This is a genomic window from Algibacter sp. (genome assembly GCF_049667265.1).
GTDB lineage: Bacteria > Bacteroidota > Bacteroidia > Flavobacteriales > Flavobacteriaceae > Algibacter_B.
Window position 1 is genome coordinate 1 of record NZ_JBATHX010000195.1, and the last position, 16,362, is coordinate 16,362.

General features: G+C 30.6%; 13 protein-coding genes. 4 read left to right on the plus strand and 9 right to left on the minus strand.

From position 1 onward, the window contains the following. Together WBN21_RS07425 and WBN21_RS07430 are read left to right on the plus strand one after the other, a co-directional pair. Nucleotides 1–828: PfkB family carbohydrate kinase (locus WBN21_RS07425; protein ID WP_424198928.1), on the plus strand; the 828-nt coding region annotated here is incomplete at its 5' end. 124 nt (nt 829–952) lie between these two features. Then, nucleotides 953–2,851, plus strand: coding sequence for an amidophosphoribosyltransferase (locus WBN21_RS07430; RefSeq protein ID WP_424198951.1), 1,899 nt, complete (start codon nt 953–955; stop codon nt 2,849–2,851). Nucleotides 2,852–3,358: 507 nt separating this feature from the next. On the opposite strand, the gene WBN21_RS07435 is transcribed toward WBN21_RS07430, so the two are convergent. From WBN21_RS07435 to WBN21_RS07470, 8 genes are all read right to left on the minus strand, one after another. After that, the gene (locus WBN21_RS07435; RefSeq protein WP_424198930.1) at nt 3,359–3,781 is read right to left on the minus strand and encodes a TerB family tellurite resistance protein; all 423 of its coding nucleotides are present in this window, start codon (nt 3,779–3,781) and stop codon (nt 3,359–3,361) included. A 112-nt stretch (nt 3,782–3,893) separates the two neighbouring features. Then, nucleotides 3,894–4,604: a hypothetical protein gene (locus WBN21_RS07440; RefSeq protein WP_424198932.1), complete on the minus strand. Its 711-nt coding sequence runs from the start codon at nt 4,602–4,604 to the stop codon at nt 3,894–3,896. A 220-nt stretch (nt 4,605–4,824) separates the two neighbouring features. Beyond that, nucleotides 4,825–6,081: a cation:proton antiporter gene (locus WBN21_RS07445; RefSeq protein ID WP_424198934.1), complete on the minus strand. Its 1,257-nt coding sequence runs from the start codon at nt 6,079–6,081 to the stop codon at nt 4,825–4,827. Between the two features lie 6 nt (nt 6,082–6,087). Further along, the gene (locus WBN21_RS07450; protein WP_424198936.1) at nt 6,088–6,798 is read right to left on the minus strand and encodes a hypothetical protein; all 711 of its coding nucleotides are present in this window, start codon (nt 6,796–6,798) and stop codon (nt 6,088–6,090) included. 1 nt (nt 6,799) lies between these two features. Next, complete coding sequence (locus WBN21_RS07455) at nt 6,800–9,196, minus strand: ATP-binding protein (RefSeq protein ID WP_424198937.1); 2,397 nt, start codon at nt 9,194–9,196, stop codon at nt 6,800–6,802. A gap of 216 nt (nt 9,197–9,412) precedes the next feature. Continuing rightward, complete coding sequence (locus WBN21_RS07460; RefSeq protein ID WP_424198939.1) at nt 9,413–10,240, minus strand: mechanosensitive ion channel family protein; 828 nt, start codon at nt 10,238–10,240, stop codon at nt 9,413–9,415. Between the two features lie 22 nt (nt 10,241–10,262). Next, complete coding sequence (locus WBN21_RS07465) at nt 10,263–10,436, minus strand: hypothetical protein (protein ID WP_424198941.1); 174 nt, start codon at nt 10,434–10,436, stop codon at nt 10,263–10,265. Between the two features lie 6 nt (nt 10,437–10,442). Beyond that, entirely contained in the window at nt 10,443–11,012 is a 570-nt protein-coding gene (locus WBN21_RS07470; protein WP_424198943.1) for an RNA polymerase sigma factor, read from the minus strand. 166 nt (nt 11,013–11,178) lie between these two features. Here WBN21_RS07470 and WBN21_RS07475 point away from each other — a divergent pair, with 166 nt between their 5' ends. Continuing rightward, nucleotides 11,179–13,413, plus strand: a complete 2,235-nt coding sequence (locus WBN21_RS07475; RefSeq protein WP_424198945.1) for a hypothetical protein — start codon at nt 11,179–11,181, stop codon at nt 13,411–13,413. A 60-nt stretch (nt 13,414–13,473) separates the two neighbouring features. Here WBN21_RS07475 and WBN21_RS07480 read toward each other — a convergent pair whose 3' ends face one another. Further along, nucleotides 13,474–14,082: a superoxide dismutase gene (locus WBN21_RS07480; protein WP_424198947.1), complete on the minus strand. Its 609-nt coding sequence runs from the start codon at nt 14,080–14,082 to the stop codon at nt 13,474–13,476. 125 nt (nt 14,083–14,207) lie between these two features. Here WBN21_RS07480 and WBN21_RS07485 point away from each other — a divergent pair. Continuing rightward, a partial coding sequence (locus WBN21_RS07485) for a UvrD-helicase domain-containing protein (RefSeq protein ID WP_424198949.1) occupies nt 14,208–16,362 on the plus strand: 2,155 nt, incomplete at its 3' end.

Below are 16,362 nucleotides of genomic sequence, written 5' to 3' on the forward strand. Positions count from 1 at the left end.
GGGCTTGCGGCTTCACATTTTAATGTTGATATTTCTGCTGTTTCTGTTGTTGGAGGCGATTTTCCTCAAAAATATTTAGATTTATTGTCCAATAGAAATATAGATATTTCAGGTGTTGAAATAGTAAAAGAAGGTAAAACTTTCTTTTGGAGCGGAAAATATCGTAACGATATGAACTCTCGTGACACTTTATCTACTGAATTAAATACGCTTGCAGATTTTAAACCTGTAGTACCCGAAGAATATAAAGACGCCGAGGTAGTGATGTTAGGAAATCTACATCCAATTGTCCAAGCTAGTGTATTAGATCAAATGTTAACTAAACCAAAATTAGTGATTTTAGACACTATGAATTTTTGGATGGACTGTGCTTTAGACGATTTACTTAATGTTATAAAACGAGTAGATGTTATAACCATAAATGATGAAGAAGCTAGACAATTAACTGGAGAATACTCATTAGTTGTTGCCGCTAGAAAAATTCATGATATGGGACCAAAGTATGTGGTTATTAAAAAAGGAGAGCACGGTGCTTTATTATTTCATAACCACCATGTGTTTTACGCGCCTGCATTACCTTTGGAAGAAGTTTTCGATCCTACTGGCGCTGGTGATACTTTTGCAGGAGGCTTTGCCGGTTATATTGCTAAAACCGGTGATACATCATTTGAAAACATGAAAAACGCCGTAATTTATGGTTCAACTTTAGCTTCATTTTGTGTTGAAAAATTTGGAACGGAGCGTATGCAAAATTTATCGCATAGTGAAGTACACAAGCGACTGTTGCAATTTAAGCAACTAACGCAATTTGATATAGAATTAACATAAACTAACGCGCTCTAAAATAGAGTGCGTTTTTTAATTATAAATTTTTCATTCCGCAAAATCAAAGATTCACGAATACCTATTTATTAAATGTGAGTTATTGAGTAAAGCGCTAAATATTTTTAAAATGAGTGATGCCTTAAAACATGAATGTGGAATAGCCATGATTAGACTTTTAAAACCATTAGAGTTTTATAAAGAAAAATATGGCAGCGCATTTTATGGTGTAAACAAAATGTATTTAATGATGGAAAAACAGCACAACCGTGGCCAAGACGGAGCTGGTTTTGCAAGTATAAAATTAGACACTAAACCTGGGGAACGCTATATAAGTAGAGTACGTTCTATTGCGCAACAACCTATTCAAGATATTTTTGCTCAAATTAACGACCGTATTAATAAAGAGTTTGAGGCGCACCCAGAATATATAGAAGATGTAGCAGCACAGAAAAAAAATATACCTTATATAGGCGAGGTATTACTAGGTCACGTACGTTACGGAACTTTTGGAAAAAATAGTGTAGAAAGTGTTCATCCGTTTTTAAGACAAAATAATTGGATGCACAGAAATTTAATTATGGCAGGAAACTTTAACATGACTAATGTTAAAGAACTTTTTGCAAGTCTAATTGAATTAGGACAGCACCCAAAAGAATATACCGACACCATTACAATTATGGAAAAAATTGGTCATTTTTTAGATGACGCGGTAAGTAAAATTTATAAAGATTTAAAAAAAGAAGGTTATAACAAAAGAACCGCTTCTCCTCAAATTGCCGAACGCCTTAAGGTTGCTAAAATATTAAGACGTGCCGCCAAAAATTGGGATGGCGGTTATGCTATGGCTGGACTTATTGGCCATGGAGATTCTTTTGTATTAAGAGACCCAGCAGGTATTCGTCCAACCTATTATTATCAAGATGATGAAATTGTAGTTGTGGCTTCTGAGCGTCCTGTAATTCAAACGGTTTTTAATGTAGATTTTGAAGATGTTAAAGAATTAGCACCAGGACATGCTTTGATAACCAAAAAATCTGGAACGGTTCAAATTAAAAAAATATTAGAGCCATTAGAAAGAAAATCATGCTCGTTTGAACGTATATATTTCTCCAGAGGAAGTGATGCTGAAATATATCAAGAACGCAAAATGTTAGGTAAACTATTGATGCCTAAAGTACTTGAAGCCATTAATAACGACACTAAAAATACGGTGTTTTCATACATACCAAATACCGCTGAAACATCATTTTTTGGAATGATTGAAACTGCTGATGCTTTTATAAATAAAACAAAAACAGCAGCCATTTTAAACGGACAACGGTCATTATCAGCAGCAAAAGTTACCGAGATATTATCTGAACGTGCAAGAGTTGAAAAAATAGCTATTAAGGATGTAAAACTAAGAACGTTTATTACTGAAGATAGTAGTAGGAACGATTTAGTAGCACACGTTTATGATGTTACTTATGGTGTTATAAAACCTAACGATAATCTAGTTATTATTGATGATAGCATTGTAAGAGGTACTACTTTAAAAATGAGTATTTTAAAAATGTTAGACCGCTTAAAACCTAAAAAGATTATTGTTGTGTCTTCTGCTCCTCAAATACGTTATCCTGATTGCTATGGTATTGATATGGCAAATCTTGAAAGCCTGATTGCTTTTAGAGCTGCATTAGCATTATTAAAAGATTCTGGTAAATACGATATTGTTAAGAAAGTCTATAAAAAATGTATTGACCAAACCGATTTAGATGATAAGCATGTGCAGAATTTTGTAAAAGAGATTTATGACCCGTTTACAGATGAACAAATTTCAGACAAGATTTCTGAGTTATTAAGTGACGAAAGTATCAAGGCCGAAGTGAAAATTATTTTTCAACCCGTTGAAAATTTACATAAAGCCTGTCCGGAGCATTTAGGAGATTGGTATTTTACTGGAAATTATCCAACCGTAGGTGGAAATAGAGTAGTTAACCGTGCATTTATAAACTTTTACGAAGGCAATAATGAACGTGCTTATTAATTATTAAATTGTTAAATATCCTGTGGTAAAACCGCAAAATGAGCATTTTGACCCAAATAAACGCTTTTCATCTAAAAAATAATCAGATTATTTAAAATACACATAAATTGGTATCACCATAACATAAGTAGGTTAAGTTCATGGTAGATTTGGGGCAAAAAAAGGTGAACATCTGTTCGCCTTTTTTTATGCTATATAGTTTCCTTTTTAATTTATTATTTCAATATTACACGATGTCCTAAATTTCGAGCACAATCCCTTTTAAGCCAATATTTGCGTAGTTTAACTAAAAAATTTTAACAAACAATATTGGTACCATATATTTGAACCACCATAACATAAGTAGGTTAAGTTTATGGTAGATTTGGGGCAAAAAGGTGAACATCTGTTCACCTTTTTCATTTTAAACAAATCGGAACTCTTTTTCTTGTGTTTTTTGAATCTTTAATCCAATCCTAACTCAAAACTGGTTTTAAGCTGAGTGGCCTTATAGAAGTAAAATTAAGATTACTTCGATACAATATCTGAATAGTCATGAAAACTAAATTTCCCAGTAAATAATTCAATGGATTTATCAATCACAGAATTTGCTTTATTTGGAGAAAAGCCTAACTCAATGGCATATTGGTATACCATTTTCCGCTCATTATCATCAATGATATTATTTGCAAAAATAATTTGAAACATCTCAAATAATCTTCGAAGTCTTTTATTTAAATCGCTCGTTTTCTGAACAGGGAATTGACTAGGGTTATCCATAATCATATGATATTCATTATTATCAATACCAAGCTTTTTTGCAAATCCTTTTAATAATAATACTTCATCTGCACATATTTCTCCATCAATCTGGGCAATAAATACCAATGCTGAAAAATGAGCAAATTTCTTGCTATGATCCTTTGAGGAAATAAAATTATTTGATGCCATAATTATCTTATTATTAATATGATTATAATATAAAGAAAAAGTAACTAAAAAAAGCTACTCCAAAATGAAGCAGTTTAATTATATTTTAAAAACTTTACTTATAAATTTAACATCAATCATTTTGAATTGAGTCAACATCCTTTTCGTCAGAATGCGTTTCGGCAACAAAAGGCTCTGAAAATTTAAGATCATGAAACCAATAAATAGATGATATTACTTCAAACACCATAGTATTTTTATCTTCCGACACTTTTTTATACTGCCAAATTATGTCTTTCGCTTGAGAAAATGATTCGCCCTTAATTTCATCGTTAAACAATCTATTAATTAAGGTATTACTTGGCATCCCTTTTACTAAAAACCTTAATAACGTGGCCTCGGTAGAGGTTTTAAAAATAGAAAAATCTTCAGGTTTTTTAGAGGAAATTTTCACCTCGAACTTCACGGCCTCTGGGTGCGGAAATTTACCGTTATAAGCTTGGTATAATAGTTGGGTTACGTTAAAAAACTCCTCATGCATAGATAAATCAGCATATTCTTCCCATATTTTTTCTTCAAGCATTTCATGAGATAAATTATCTTTTTGTCCATCGTTAAGGCGGTCTTTAAAAACATAATCTAACATTATTTTAGCAGCTTCATCTGGTTCAAGGTCTGTTAGTGCCATCATACACATATCTTTTAAATCATTTAAATCAATTTCAGAGGTGTCTCCATATTCTAAAACCTCCAAAAGCTCAAGATACTTTTTATCATTCCACGCATTAGGAAGCACTTCAATCGTTGCGAAATTCAAAATTTCGCCATTAAATTGTGTATTCATTTTTATAATTGTTACTAGATTCTTTTATAATTTTGACTGTAATATTTTAAAAAAGTCACTTCTTTTAGGCCAATTTTTAAGTTTGCAATAATAAAAGCTACTAAAAATCACTATACTTGGTTTATTTTAATTGTGATTAGTACACTCATTTATTCCCATACAAAACCAGCAACACCAAGCAGCATTGCTATTAATTTAGTATCTTAAATTTAAATTAAAGCTAGTCTGTACTAGGGGCTTTCCATTTTACACTACCAATAGTTTTACCATTGGCTATTTTAATGGCCTTAGAGCTTCGTTTCTTATCATAAATCATAGCTCCAGTCATAATTAAACTCGTTCCTATAATAACAAATAAGAGAATACCAGGCTCAAAACTTTCAACTTGAGCTTCCAATGGAATAGCGTAGAAAAGCAATACGGTAATTAACCCTCTAGGAGCAATAAAAAGCTGAGGCAAAATATCTTTTCCAATAAAAACTCGCAAAATCACAAACCTAATTGCGTAAATGGAAGCAATAATTAAGCTGCTAATAATGGCCACGTCGACATTAAAAAGTGAAGACACTACGATAGTAATGCCAAAAACAACAAAAAAGAATGTTCTTACTACAAAAGCCGTCTCTGCTGTTATGGTGTGCAATTCATGATAAATATGGTGCGCCTTTTCAAAATGAAGATGCTTTTTTAGTTTTCCTACAAAAAACAATTTCATATTCGCAATTACTAAACCAAATATTAAAATTATTATTAAAGACGATAAATGCATTTGTTTACCAACCGCGTAAAGCAATAGAAGCACCGCAATAAGTAAAAATAATTTTACCTGACTTTTAAGTTTTTGAAAAACCAATATGATGGCGTAACTTGCCACAAGAGAAATTACTACAGTTAAAATTAAGTTTCCCGTAAACCCAATTATTCCGCCATCCTCGGCTGGATTAAGTTTGCCTACAAGAAAGTAAAACATCATAATTCCTAAAATATCGGAAAAGGTACTTTCATAAATATGAAATTCTTTTTTTGCCGCTTTTAAATCCAACACACTTGGAATAATTATTGCGCTTGAAAGAATAGATAGAGGCGTAGCATATAACCAAGCCGAATGCATTGACATTTCTGGAATAAAATTATATAATATTAATGCGGCGGCCCATGCCGAGCCAATTAATCCAATTAATGCTATTAATAAAGATTTAAGTATTGGTATTAGTTTTTCTCGTTTTAACTCTAATTCTAATGCCGCTTCTAAAACAATCATTATTAAACCAACAATACCTAAAATTTCTAAAATGGGTAAAAAATTAATATTTTGTGCATTAAAATAATTTAGCAAATATTGAAGTCCAACGCCAAATACAATGAGCATTAATACTGCTGGCACATTGGTTTTTTTTGATAAAATATTAAATAAAAAAGAAACAATTATAATAATTGAAATTTCAATAATGAGGTTGTATGAAGAAAGAATTTCCATTTTATTTTAAAATGTGTTAGTTAAACTAGTTTTAATATTGTGCCCTTTTAAAAAGTCCACTAAATCTTGAGAGGTTGCGCCAAGCTCTAATGTATACTGCAATTTTTTTTCATGACTATTTTGCCCCTTGCTTACCACAGGGCGATCAATAAAGCTTAGTATTGGATTATCAAATAAAAGATCTAAAATAGTATCTATAGACTCCTCCGTTTGCAAAAAGAGGGTTTGTTGAAAGGTCTTATTCTCTATCGATAAAATTGTAAACCCAGATTTTTCAATTGTTGAATAGTTTAAAAACTGCTCCCCGTTTTCGGTATTTAAAAGAATCCCAAAAGGTAATATTTTTCGAATATCGCCTTTGTTATTGTCTATTTTAAGCACCGTTCCTATTTCAATTAACCTATTTAATTTTAAAAATATTCCTTGTATATAATTTTTGAAATAATTATAACCAAATAGACTAACCATTGCTAAAATAATGGTGTGTGTAATATAGTTTATTGAAATAAAATATAATACTAAAACAACAACCGCAAAGGGCTTATATAACACAATAGCCTTAGTAAGTAAATTGATAATTAGCTTATTATAAACATATCTTTTACTTAAAAACTTAAAAAAATAAAGTAGAAATTTAAGCCCCCAATATATTGCTACTAGTAAAAGGCATAAAAAAAACAGCCCTTCCCAGGTGTATAAAAAATCTATTGTTTCCATTTTAATTTAGTGTTCCTCGGTAGGTTAATAATTGTTTAACATCCTTATTTATTACCATATTTAAGTACAACCAGCCTTCATTATCGCGTAATAATATTTTTGTGTTTATTAGCCTTTTTAAACTGGACTTAAATTGAGTTTCTTGACTTGAACTTAAAAAGTTTTTTAACATATATTCATTAATATATTTATAAAGCATTACATATTTCAATATTATTATTTCTGTGTGATTAAAGAAATCATAAAATTTAAAATCTTTTTCGTCATATATCACATTATTGATATCAATAACTGTTGTTCCATAGGTCCAAGCTTGTAAAACTTCTCCAATATTATAATCCAAATTATGAGCAAGCTTATTAACATTTCGCTCTATTTGTTTCTGGCTAAAAGGCTCATTTGACACGTCGATAATTGTTTTATGCGTCGCTCCATGGCGCAATAAAACAGCCTTATGTATTTCAACGAATAATGCTTTATTAAGATTGATTTTATTACTAAAATATTCCGAAAAACTTAAACGTTTATCTAAATGCTCCTGCATTTGAATTGAAGATGTAACAATAACCAAAACCTGGCTTGAAGTAGCCTCTATAAATGATAACAATGCTCTTACATTTGATAGTAATGAATGATTTTCATCTCTCCAAAGTTCCAAATCATCAATGGCAATTAAAGTCTTATTGCCATGCAAGTTTTTCTTAATGTTTTGCAAAATGGCCTTTAAATCTCTTTCTGAAGTAAACTTTCTGCCAGAATAGGTTAAAGTAGAATCTGGTTTTATATGAAGAGTGTGTTTTGCGAAATATTTTTTAGAAATATATTCAACAAAAGTAGATTTTCCGCTTAGTCGATCACCTGTTAATAAAATGGACTTATTAAATCCGTTTTGCCATTGCTCCATGCAATTTTGTAATGCTAATTCTTGATCCTCGCGAGGAACCAAAAACAAGTCGCCTATAAAACTTTTGTTTAAAAACAAGGAGTCATAATGTGCATTGACTTCCTTAAACATTCTATACGAAATACAATCAATTGTTGCTTCAACCTTATTTTGGTTATTGAATAAATGACTCTTTTTGTATTTTTTATTAACACCGTTAAAACGCGTATTAAATTTGTCTTTTAATTCGCCAAATAAGGTGTTCTGCTCGTTTGCAAATTGTACTAATGAGGACTGAATTGAAACCTCTAAAAATGGGCCGCTTGAAAAAATGGAAGTGAAATTAAACTGACTTTCAAATTTTTGGTTAATTTTTAATGCAATACCCTCTATAATCTTAATATTTGCAGATATAGTCTGGTGGGTATTTTTTAGCATTTTTAATTGCGATAGTAAGGAATCTAAATTTTCATCGCTTTTACTCACCAACAAGCTGCTTTTTAAATTTATTAAACTGTGTTTAAAAAAAGATTTCATATTGGTTTGGTAATCCCACAGCTCGAATAAAAGCGGAAGTATCTCAAAATCAAACCATTTTTTAACTGTTTTATTAAAATCAATCGTTCTATTAAATAGTAATCCGCCGTTAGTCTCAATAGGAATAGAATTTTCTCCTAAAGTTTGAATTTTAAACTCAATAGCTTGCGTGTAAACTTCATTTAATTCTTTATCGGTTACAATAAGGCTTTCAGCATCATCTATAAAAGCTATTAAATTTGCTATATCGGCATTCTTTTCATTTGCTTCAACTAATTTAATGGTTTTACCAATTTGCGATTTTAAACCTTCAGAAGTTGAAGTTATTTTCTCAATAAAATTATAATGATGGGATTTAATTCCATTAAACGTTTCGACTATTTTACCTAAGGGATAATAGGAATCAAAAACACCTTTTATCTGTTTGGTAATAGCCCCTAATTGATTTTTATAAATGCTCCACGGATTTTTTAAATGCTTAATAGAATTAAGACTTTTTAAACTATTGTTAGTGGATTTATAGATTGATTCATGCTCAGAATTAATGGTTTTTAAAAAACTTTCGGTTACCTCAAGAAGTAAAGTTTGTGATTTTAAAAAATGATTATGCACTGCCTCTGCATTTAACGCCATATCCAAATGCTTATGTTTTGCAATTTCTAAATGCAATAAAACATCCCTATTAAGAATTGCAAAATCTTTAAAAGTTTCAGCAAAACTATAATGCAGCAAGAAAACTTCGTTATTATTAATATCCAGCTGTAGTAACTCATCATGAGCCTGGCTGGCTAATTTAATGTAGGAATTACATGTTAAAATAAAATCGCGTTGAATACATTTTAATAAGGTGCTATTTGAGGTGGTTTTCTTGAGAACGGTAAAATAGTCAATCATCTTGTCTTCAAATGCCTTTGAAGGTAATGGTGTTTTTACTTCTGAAGAATCATTTATTACCATATTGCTTATAGTTTGTTTCACATACAAAAGGAAATGTAAATTTTAAAGATAATATTTAAAATCACTATTTTGTTTTATATTTTTTAATATAATTAAAAAGAGGCGATTATTCTCAGAATTAGAGAAATTTGCTATTAATCAAACTTTGAATAACCGCTCTAAACACCTTGAAAATTTGCTTTAACAACTTACTTTTGCTTTCAGTTTTAGTTTTTACAAATATTCATTGTAGCATTATTACCCTTTTTTTGTTACTCTTCTATCAACAAATTCTTTAATAGGTATTACAATAATGTCTTCTTTTACTTGTACATTCATGCAAATATTATCAATAGATACTATTTTGCCTGTAATATCATCAATTGAAATTATTTGACCAACTTCAAAATTCTTTTTTGAATAAAATGAAAACAATAAGCTTTTAATTATTTCTCTAGAACCAAACCCAAAACCTAGTGCCACAGTCAATAAAACGGCTCCTAAAATAATAGTTAGGTTGTTAGTAATTATATCTGTATCAATTCCTGCTTGGTTTAAAGCGGTAATAGTAATTGTTATAATTATAACGTAGAAAACTAAACTGCTTATTGCTCTATCACCAGCTAAATCAAAAGATTCAAACAATCCTTGAATTGCCTTTTTAATAAAGTTTGCAATGTATAGGCCAACCATAAATAATGCAATAGCGCTAAATAATCTTGGTAAATAGCGTAAGAGATTACCAATTTCAACGGAAACTATTTCCCAGCTCATTATATCCGAAGCTATAATTAAAAAAACTAAAAACATTATCCATTTTACAAAGCCTACTATTACACCTGTAACGTTAAATTTTAAATCGGTCTTTCCAAATAGGTTTTTTTCGTTAATAATATCGGTAAGTTTATCAACCTTTGCGAATTTTAGCACGCGTTTTAAAACATAGGCAATAACCTTAGTAATTAACCACCCAATAATTAAAACTAAAATGGCAAAAATTATTTTTGGTGCTACCTCTGCAATATTAATTGCCATTTGGTTAAGAGATTCGATTGTTAAATCTTTAATGTTTGTAATTGTATCCATTACTTTCAGTATTTAGTTATTATTATTTCTTCTTTTTTTCGAAAAATGCTCTAGCGGCGTTAGAATAGTTGTTTGAAAACAAATCTGTAATTTCCTTAAACAACTTCATTCTTGCAACATCTACCATCACTTTGGTTTTTAGCTCATGTGGTACTTCCTGCGGCGGAAGTGCTATTTTTTTAAATGGGTTTTCCATACATTTTCATATTAAATCATTATAGACTTCTATTATTCTAGACTTTGCTCTTTTAAGCCTCATTTTAACTGCGCTTTCGCTAATATTTAAAATTTCCTTAATGCTCTTTAAAGGAAAGTCATCTTGATATTTTAAAAGCAATATCATTTTGTCTTCAGGCGCAATAATCTCTAAGGCTTTTTTTAAGGTATCTTCTTTCAATTGAAATAAGGAATAGTCTTCCACTTCAATATTTATATGATCATAATCCTCAGGTTCAAGGTCATCACTATGTACTTTTTGTAACACATTCTTATTTACATAGTCCACACACAAATTATATGTAAAAGCATAAAGCCAAGTTGAAAATTTTGATTTTCCACTAAAAGAGGATAGTTTTTGATACAGTTTTATAAAGACATCCTGAGCCAAATCTTGAGCTTCTACCTTTGTTTTAGTAAAGCCATAACATTTGTTATAGACTAGATGTGCAAATCTTTCATATAATATTCCAAACAGAATATCATTATTTGTTTTTACAATTTGTTCAACAAGTTCCTCATCGGTCAGATTTTGGAATGTACTGTCGTTTTTCAAAATTTTTTAGTTAGTTATATAATTGTGACTGGATTATTTGAAAAAAGTCACTTTACAAGATAATCAATCTCTTTTTTGTATACATTTATATATTATTTTTAAAAAAAAAGCGACTTTATTAAAGTAGAACCATTATAAGTTATTTAAAAACTAACTAAACATAAAAATGAGTAAAACATTATCTACTACTAAAGCAAATTTTGGAACACTTCCTGTTTTTCTAACGGCTATATCTACTATTCTTGGTGCCGTAATGTTCTTACGATTTGGTTTTGCAGTTGGATCTGTAGGGTTTACAGGAACTTTACTAATTATTTTTATTGGTCATTTGGTTACCATACCTACCGCAATGGCTTTAGCCGAAATTGCAACAAACCAAAAAGTTGAAGGTGGTGGCGAATATTTTATTATTTCACGCTCTTTTGGAGTAAATATTGGGGCAGCAATTGGAATTGCTCTTTACTTGTCGCAAGCAATTAGCGTAGCCTTTTATGTCATAGCCTTTGGAGAAGCATTTGATGCTATAAAACCCTGGGTATTAAGTGAATTTGGTTACGAACTTTATGATAATCGATTATTCACTATTCCAGCATTACTGCTTTTAATTTGGCTTATGGTTACAAAAGGTGCCGATTTAGGAATGAAAGCCTTATATGTTGTTGTTGCTATATTGGCAGTTTCGTTGGTGCTTTTCTTTATGGGTTCTACACCTTATGCTGAAGTTTTTGATAGTACCCAATTGTTTAAAAATATGGATTCTGAAAAAGGATTCTTTTATGTGTTTGCAATTATATTTCCGGCTTTTACAGGAATGACGGCAGGTGTTGGATTATCGGGAGATTTAGCAGATCCAAAAAAGTCAATTCCTCTAGGAACACTTTCAGCAACCATTATAGGGATGGTAATTTACATCTTTATAGCTTATAAATTAGCGTCATCTGCAAGCCCAACAGATTTAATGAACGACCAACTTATAATGGGTAAAATCGCACTTTGGGGACCAATAATTCCTATCGGATTAGCAGCTGCAACTATTTCGTCTGCATTAGGATCTTTCATGGTTGCACCAAGAACTTTGCAGGCCATTGGCGGTGATAAAGTTTTCCCTAATAGATTTGTTAATTTTTGGGTGTCAAAAGGCACAAAAAATAAAAATGAGCCTAGAAATGCAACCATGCTAACAAGTGTAATTGCCTTAATTTTTGTTTTAATGGGAGATGTAAATGCCGTTGCAGAAATTATATCAATGTTCTTTATGGTTACGTATGGTTCGCTATGCTTAATTTCTTTTATGCAACATTTTGCTGCAGACCCATCCTATCGTCCTTCATTTAAATCAAAATGGTATTTATCCTTACTAGGAGCCATTATGTGTATTTATTTAATGTTTAAAATCAATACACCCTACGCTATGTCTGCCATAGCACTCATGGTTGTTTTATATTTTTTCATTTCTATTAAAAGTGATACTAAAAAAGGAATGGCTAATATTTTTCAAGGGGTTATTCATCAGTTTAGTAGAACGATACAAGTATTTCTTCAAAAAGCTAAAAAAGATAAAACCGAGGAAGATTGGAGACCTGCGATTCTGTGTCTGTCAAAAGATAGTTTTGAGCGTTATAGCGCCTTAGAGATGATGAAATGGATTTCTCATCGTTATGGTTTTGGAACTTATATTCATTTTGAAAAAGATTATTTCTCAAAAGAATCTAAAAAAGTAGCAGCAGAAAAACTCGAAAAATTAATAAAAATATCTAGTTCAAGTAAATCAAATGTGTTTTTAGAAACACTCATTTCGCCTTCAAACACATCAGCTATTGTGCAGGCTATTCAACAACCTGGTATTTCAGGTCAGCCAAATAATATGATGCTTTTTGAATATAAAAAAGGACATACAGAATGGTTATCAGATATTATTGATAATTATAGTGTTTTAAAAACAGCCCAATACGACTTGTGTATTTTAGCAACCTCAGATAAAGGTTTTGGTTATAAAAAAGACATCCATGTATGGATAAATAAAGATGACTACGAGAATGCCAATTTAATGATTTTATTATCCTATATTATTTTAGGTCATAATGATTGGAAAAGTGGTCAAATCAAAATTTTTGCTACATTTCCTAAAGAAATTTTAAAGCAAGAAGAAGACAATTTAATTCAATTAACTTCAAGTGGTCGTTTACCAATTTCAGCAAATAACATACATGTTTTACCTTTAAATGAAGGTGTAAATAGAATGGATTTAATAAACGATTATTCAACAGATGCTGATTTAACCGTTATAGGATTTCATGAAGGCATGTTAAAATCTGACAAAAATATTGACCTATTTGAAGGTTATGATAAAGTTGGAAACGTATTGTTTGTAAACACCCTAACTTCAAAATTTATTAAATAGTTTATATAAAAAAAGTCCACCTTAAAAGGTAGACTTTTTTTACTTTATTTTAAGGATTCATTATTTCGCTTCTGCGTAACGTCTTTCAACTTCATTCCAGTTAATTACATTAAAAAATGCATTAATATAATCTGGACGACGGTTTTGATAATTTAAGTAATAAGCATGTTCCCAAACATCAAGTCCTAAAATTGGAGTACCACCACATGAAACTCCTGGCATTAATGGATTATCTTGGTTTGGAGTTGAACAAACTTCAACCTTACCTCCTTTATGAACACATAACCATGCCCAACCAGATCCAAATCTGGTAGCAGCTGCTTTTGAAAAAGTATCTTTAAAAGCATCAATGGTGCCGTAAGCTGCTACAATAGCATCCTTCAATTCACCTGATAATCTTCCTTTTCCTTCAGGATTCATTATTTCCCAGAATAATGAGTGGTTATAAAATCCACCTCCGTTATTTCTAACAGCACCATTATTCATGTCTAATTTACCAAGAATGTTTTCAATAGATTTTCCTTCTAAATCAGTTCCTGCAATAGCATTATTTAAATTGTTTGTATATCCTTGATGATGTTTTGTATGGTGTATCTCCATAGTTCTTGCATCTATATTAGGTTCTAAGGCGTCATAAGCATATCCTAATTTCGGTAATTCGAAAGCCATAATTTTAGTGTTTTAAGTATTAATATTTAATTTCCTTCAAATTTACACATAAAACAGGTCATTTAAAAATAATAAATTGTTATGGACTCATCGATAGTTTTTATCTTGTAAGCAAATCATTCTTCATGCAACAAACGCACCCTTTTACTATTTATAATGCTTCTGCCGGGAGCGGAAAAACGTATACCCTTGTAAAAGAATATTTGAAAATTTTATTTCAATCCAATAACCCAGAGCCATTTAAACGCATTCTTGCTTTAACCTTCACAAATAAGGCTGTTGCTGAAATGAAAGCCCGAATTATTGAAACCCTTAAAGCATTTTCAAACAATGCCATTTTGAAAAAGGATGATGCCATGTTTACAAGTATTTGCATAGAATTACAGATAGATCCTAATACCCTACATCAAAAATCAAAACATTTACTAAATACGATTCTGCATAATTACGCAGCTTTTGATATTTCGACTATTGATGGTTTTACTCATAAGTTAATACGAACTTTTGCTTATGATTTAAGACTGCCCTTAAATTTTGAAGTTGAATTAGACCAAGAATCACTTTTAAATGAGGCTGTAGATAGTTTAATTGCTAAAGCAGGAAATAATGATGAACTCACAAAGGTTTTAGTAGATTTTGCTATTGAAAAAGCTGACGATGATAAAAGTTGGGATGTCGCTTTTGATTTTAATAAAATTGCTAAACTTTTAGTTAATGAAAACGACCTACCTTATATAAATTCTTTAAAGGATAAAACTTTATCTGATTTTAAAGTGCTTAAAACGCAGTTGAAAAAAGAAGTTTCTGAATTAGAAAAAAACATAGTTAAAAACGCTAAAACGGTTTTAAATTTAATTGAAGAAGCTGGTTTACAACCAACAGATTTTTCAAGAGGAACATTGCCTAACCACTTTATAAAAGCTTCCAATCTAGATTTAAACACACTTTACGATAACAAACTTGAAGAAAATATTTCTGAAAAAAAGGGTATCTATACGCAAAAACTAAACCCAGAGTTAGCGAGCATCATTGATAGTTTATTACCAGAAATTGAAATTCTATATAAAACTATAAAAACTCAAGTTTTCCATTTAAAATTTATAAAAGCCTTCTATAAAAACATCACACCACTATCTGTTTTAAAAGTTATAAATAATGAGTTGCAAATATTAAAGGAAGACCAAAATAAAATGCTTATTTCAGAATTCAATGCTATCATCAGCAACGAAATTGCAGCCCAGCCAACCCCTTTTATCTATGAACGATTGGGCGAAAAATTTAAACATTTTTTTATTGATGAGTTTCAAGATACATCAGTCATGCAATGGGAAAATTTAAAACCATTAATTGACAACTCACTATCAGGAATCAACGGAAGTACCATGTTGGTAGGCGATGCAAAACAGGCTATTTACAGATGGCGAGGCGGCAAGGCAGAACAGTTTATGGATTTGTTTAATGAAAAAGATTTGCCGTTTCAAATAGGGCAAGTTGTAAAAAACTTGGAAGAAAATTATAGGAGCTATAAAGCTATTGTTAATTTTAATAATGAGCTGTTCAAATTTTTGGCAAATCAGTTTTTTATTCACCCAGATCATCAAGGCCTATACCAGAATTCTCATCAAAATATAACCGAAGAAAACGAGGGCTTTGTGAAGCTCACTTTCTTAGATATTGCTAAGGAAGATGACAAAAACGAACTATTTCCTGAAGCCGTTTTAAACACTATAAACGCCTGTTTAAAAAACGGTTTTAAACTTGAAGATATTTGTGTTTTAGTAAGAAAAAAAAAGGAGGGTGTCGCTATTGCTGATTTTTTGAGTCAACATAAAATACCTATAATTTCTTCTGAAACATTATTGGTTAATAATTCACCAGAAGTTGTTTTTATAAATGATTTGTTATGGCTACTTATTCAGCCTGAAAATAATGAGGTAAAAATTAAGGTTCTCAATTTTTTAGCGACACTTTTTAATATTGAAGATAAGCATGCTTTCTTCTCAAAACACATCCAACTTTCAGCTGAAAAATTATTAAAAAGTTTAGACGTTTTTAATATATTCATTGATAGCAGAACCTTATTAAACCTTCCACTTTATGATTTAACCGAAACCATTGTTCGGAATTTCAAATTGGTAAATAAATCAAATGCCTACATTCAATTTTATTTAGATATTGTTTTAGATTTTTCGCAAAAAAAAGGAACCAATATTTCTGGTTTTTTAGACTATTTTGACAAGAAAAAAGATAAATTAAGCATCATTTCTCCTCAGGGACAAA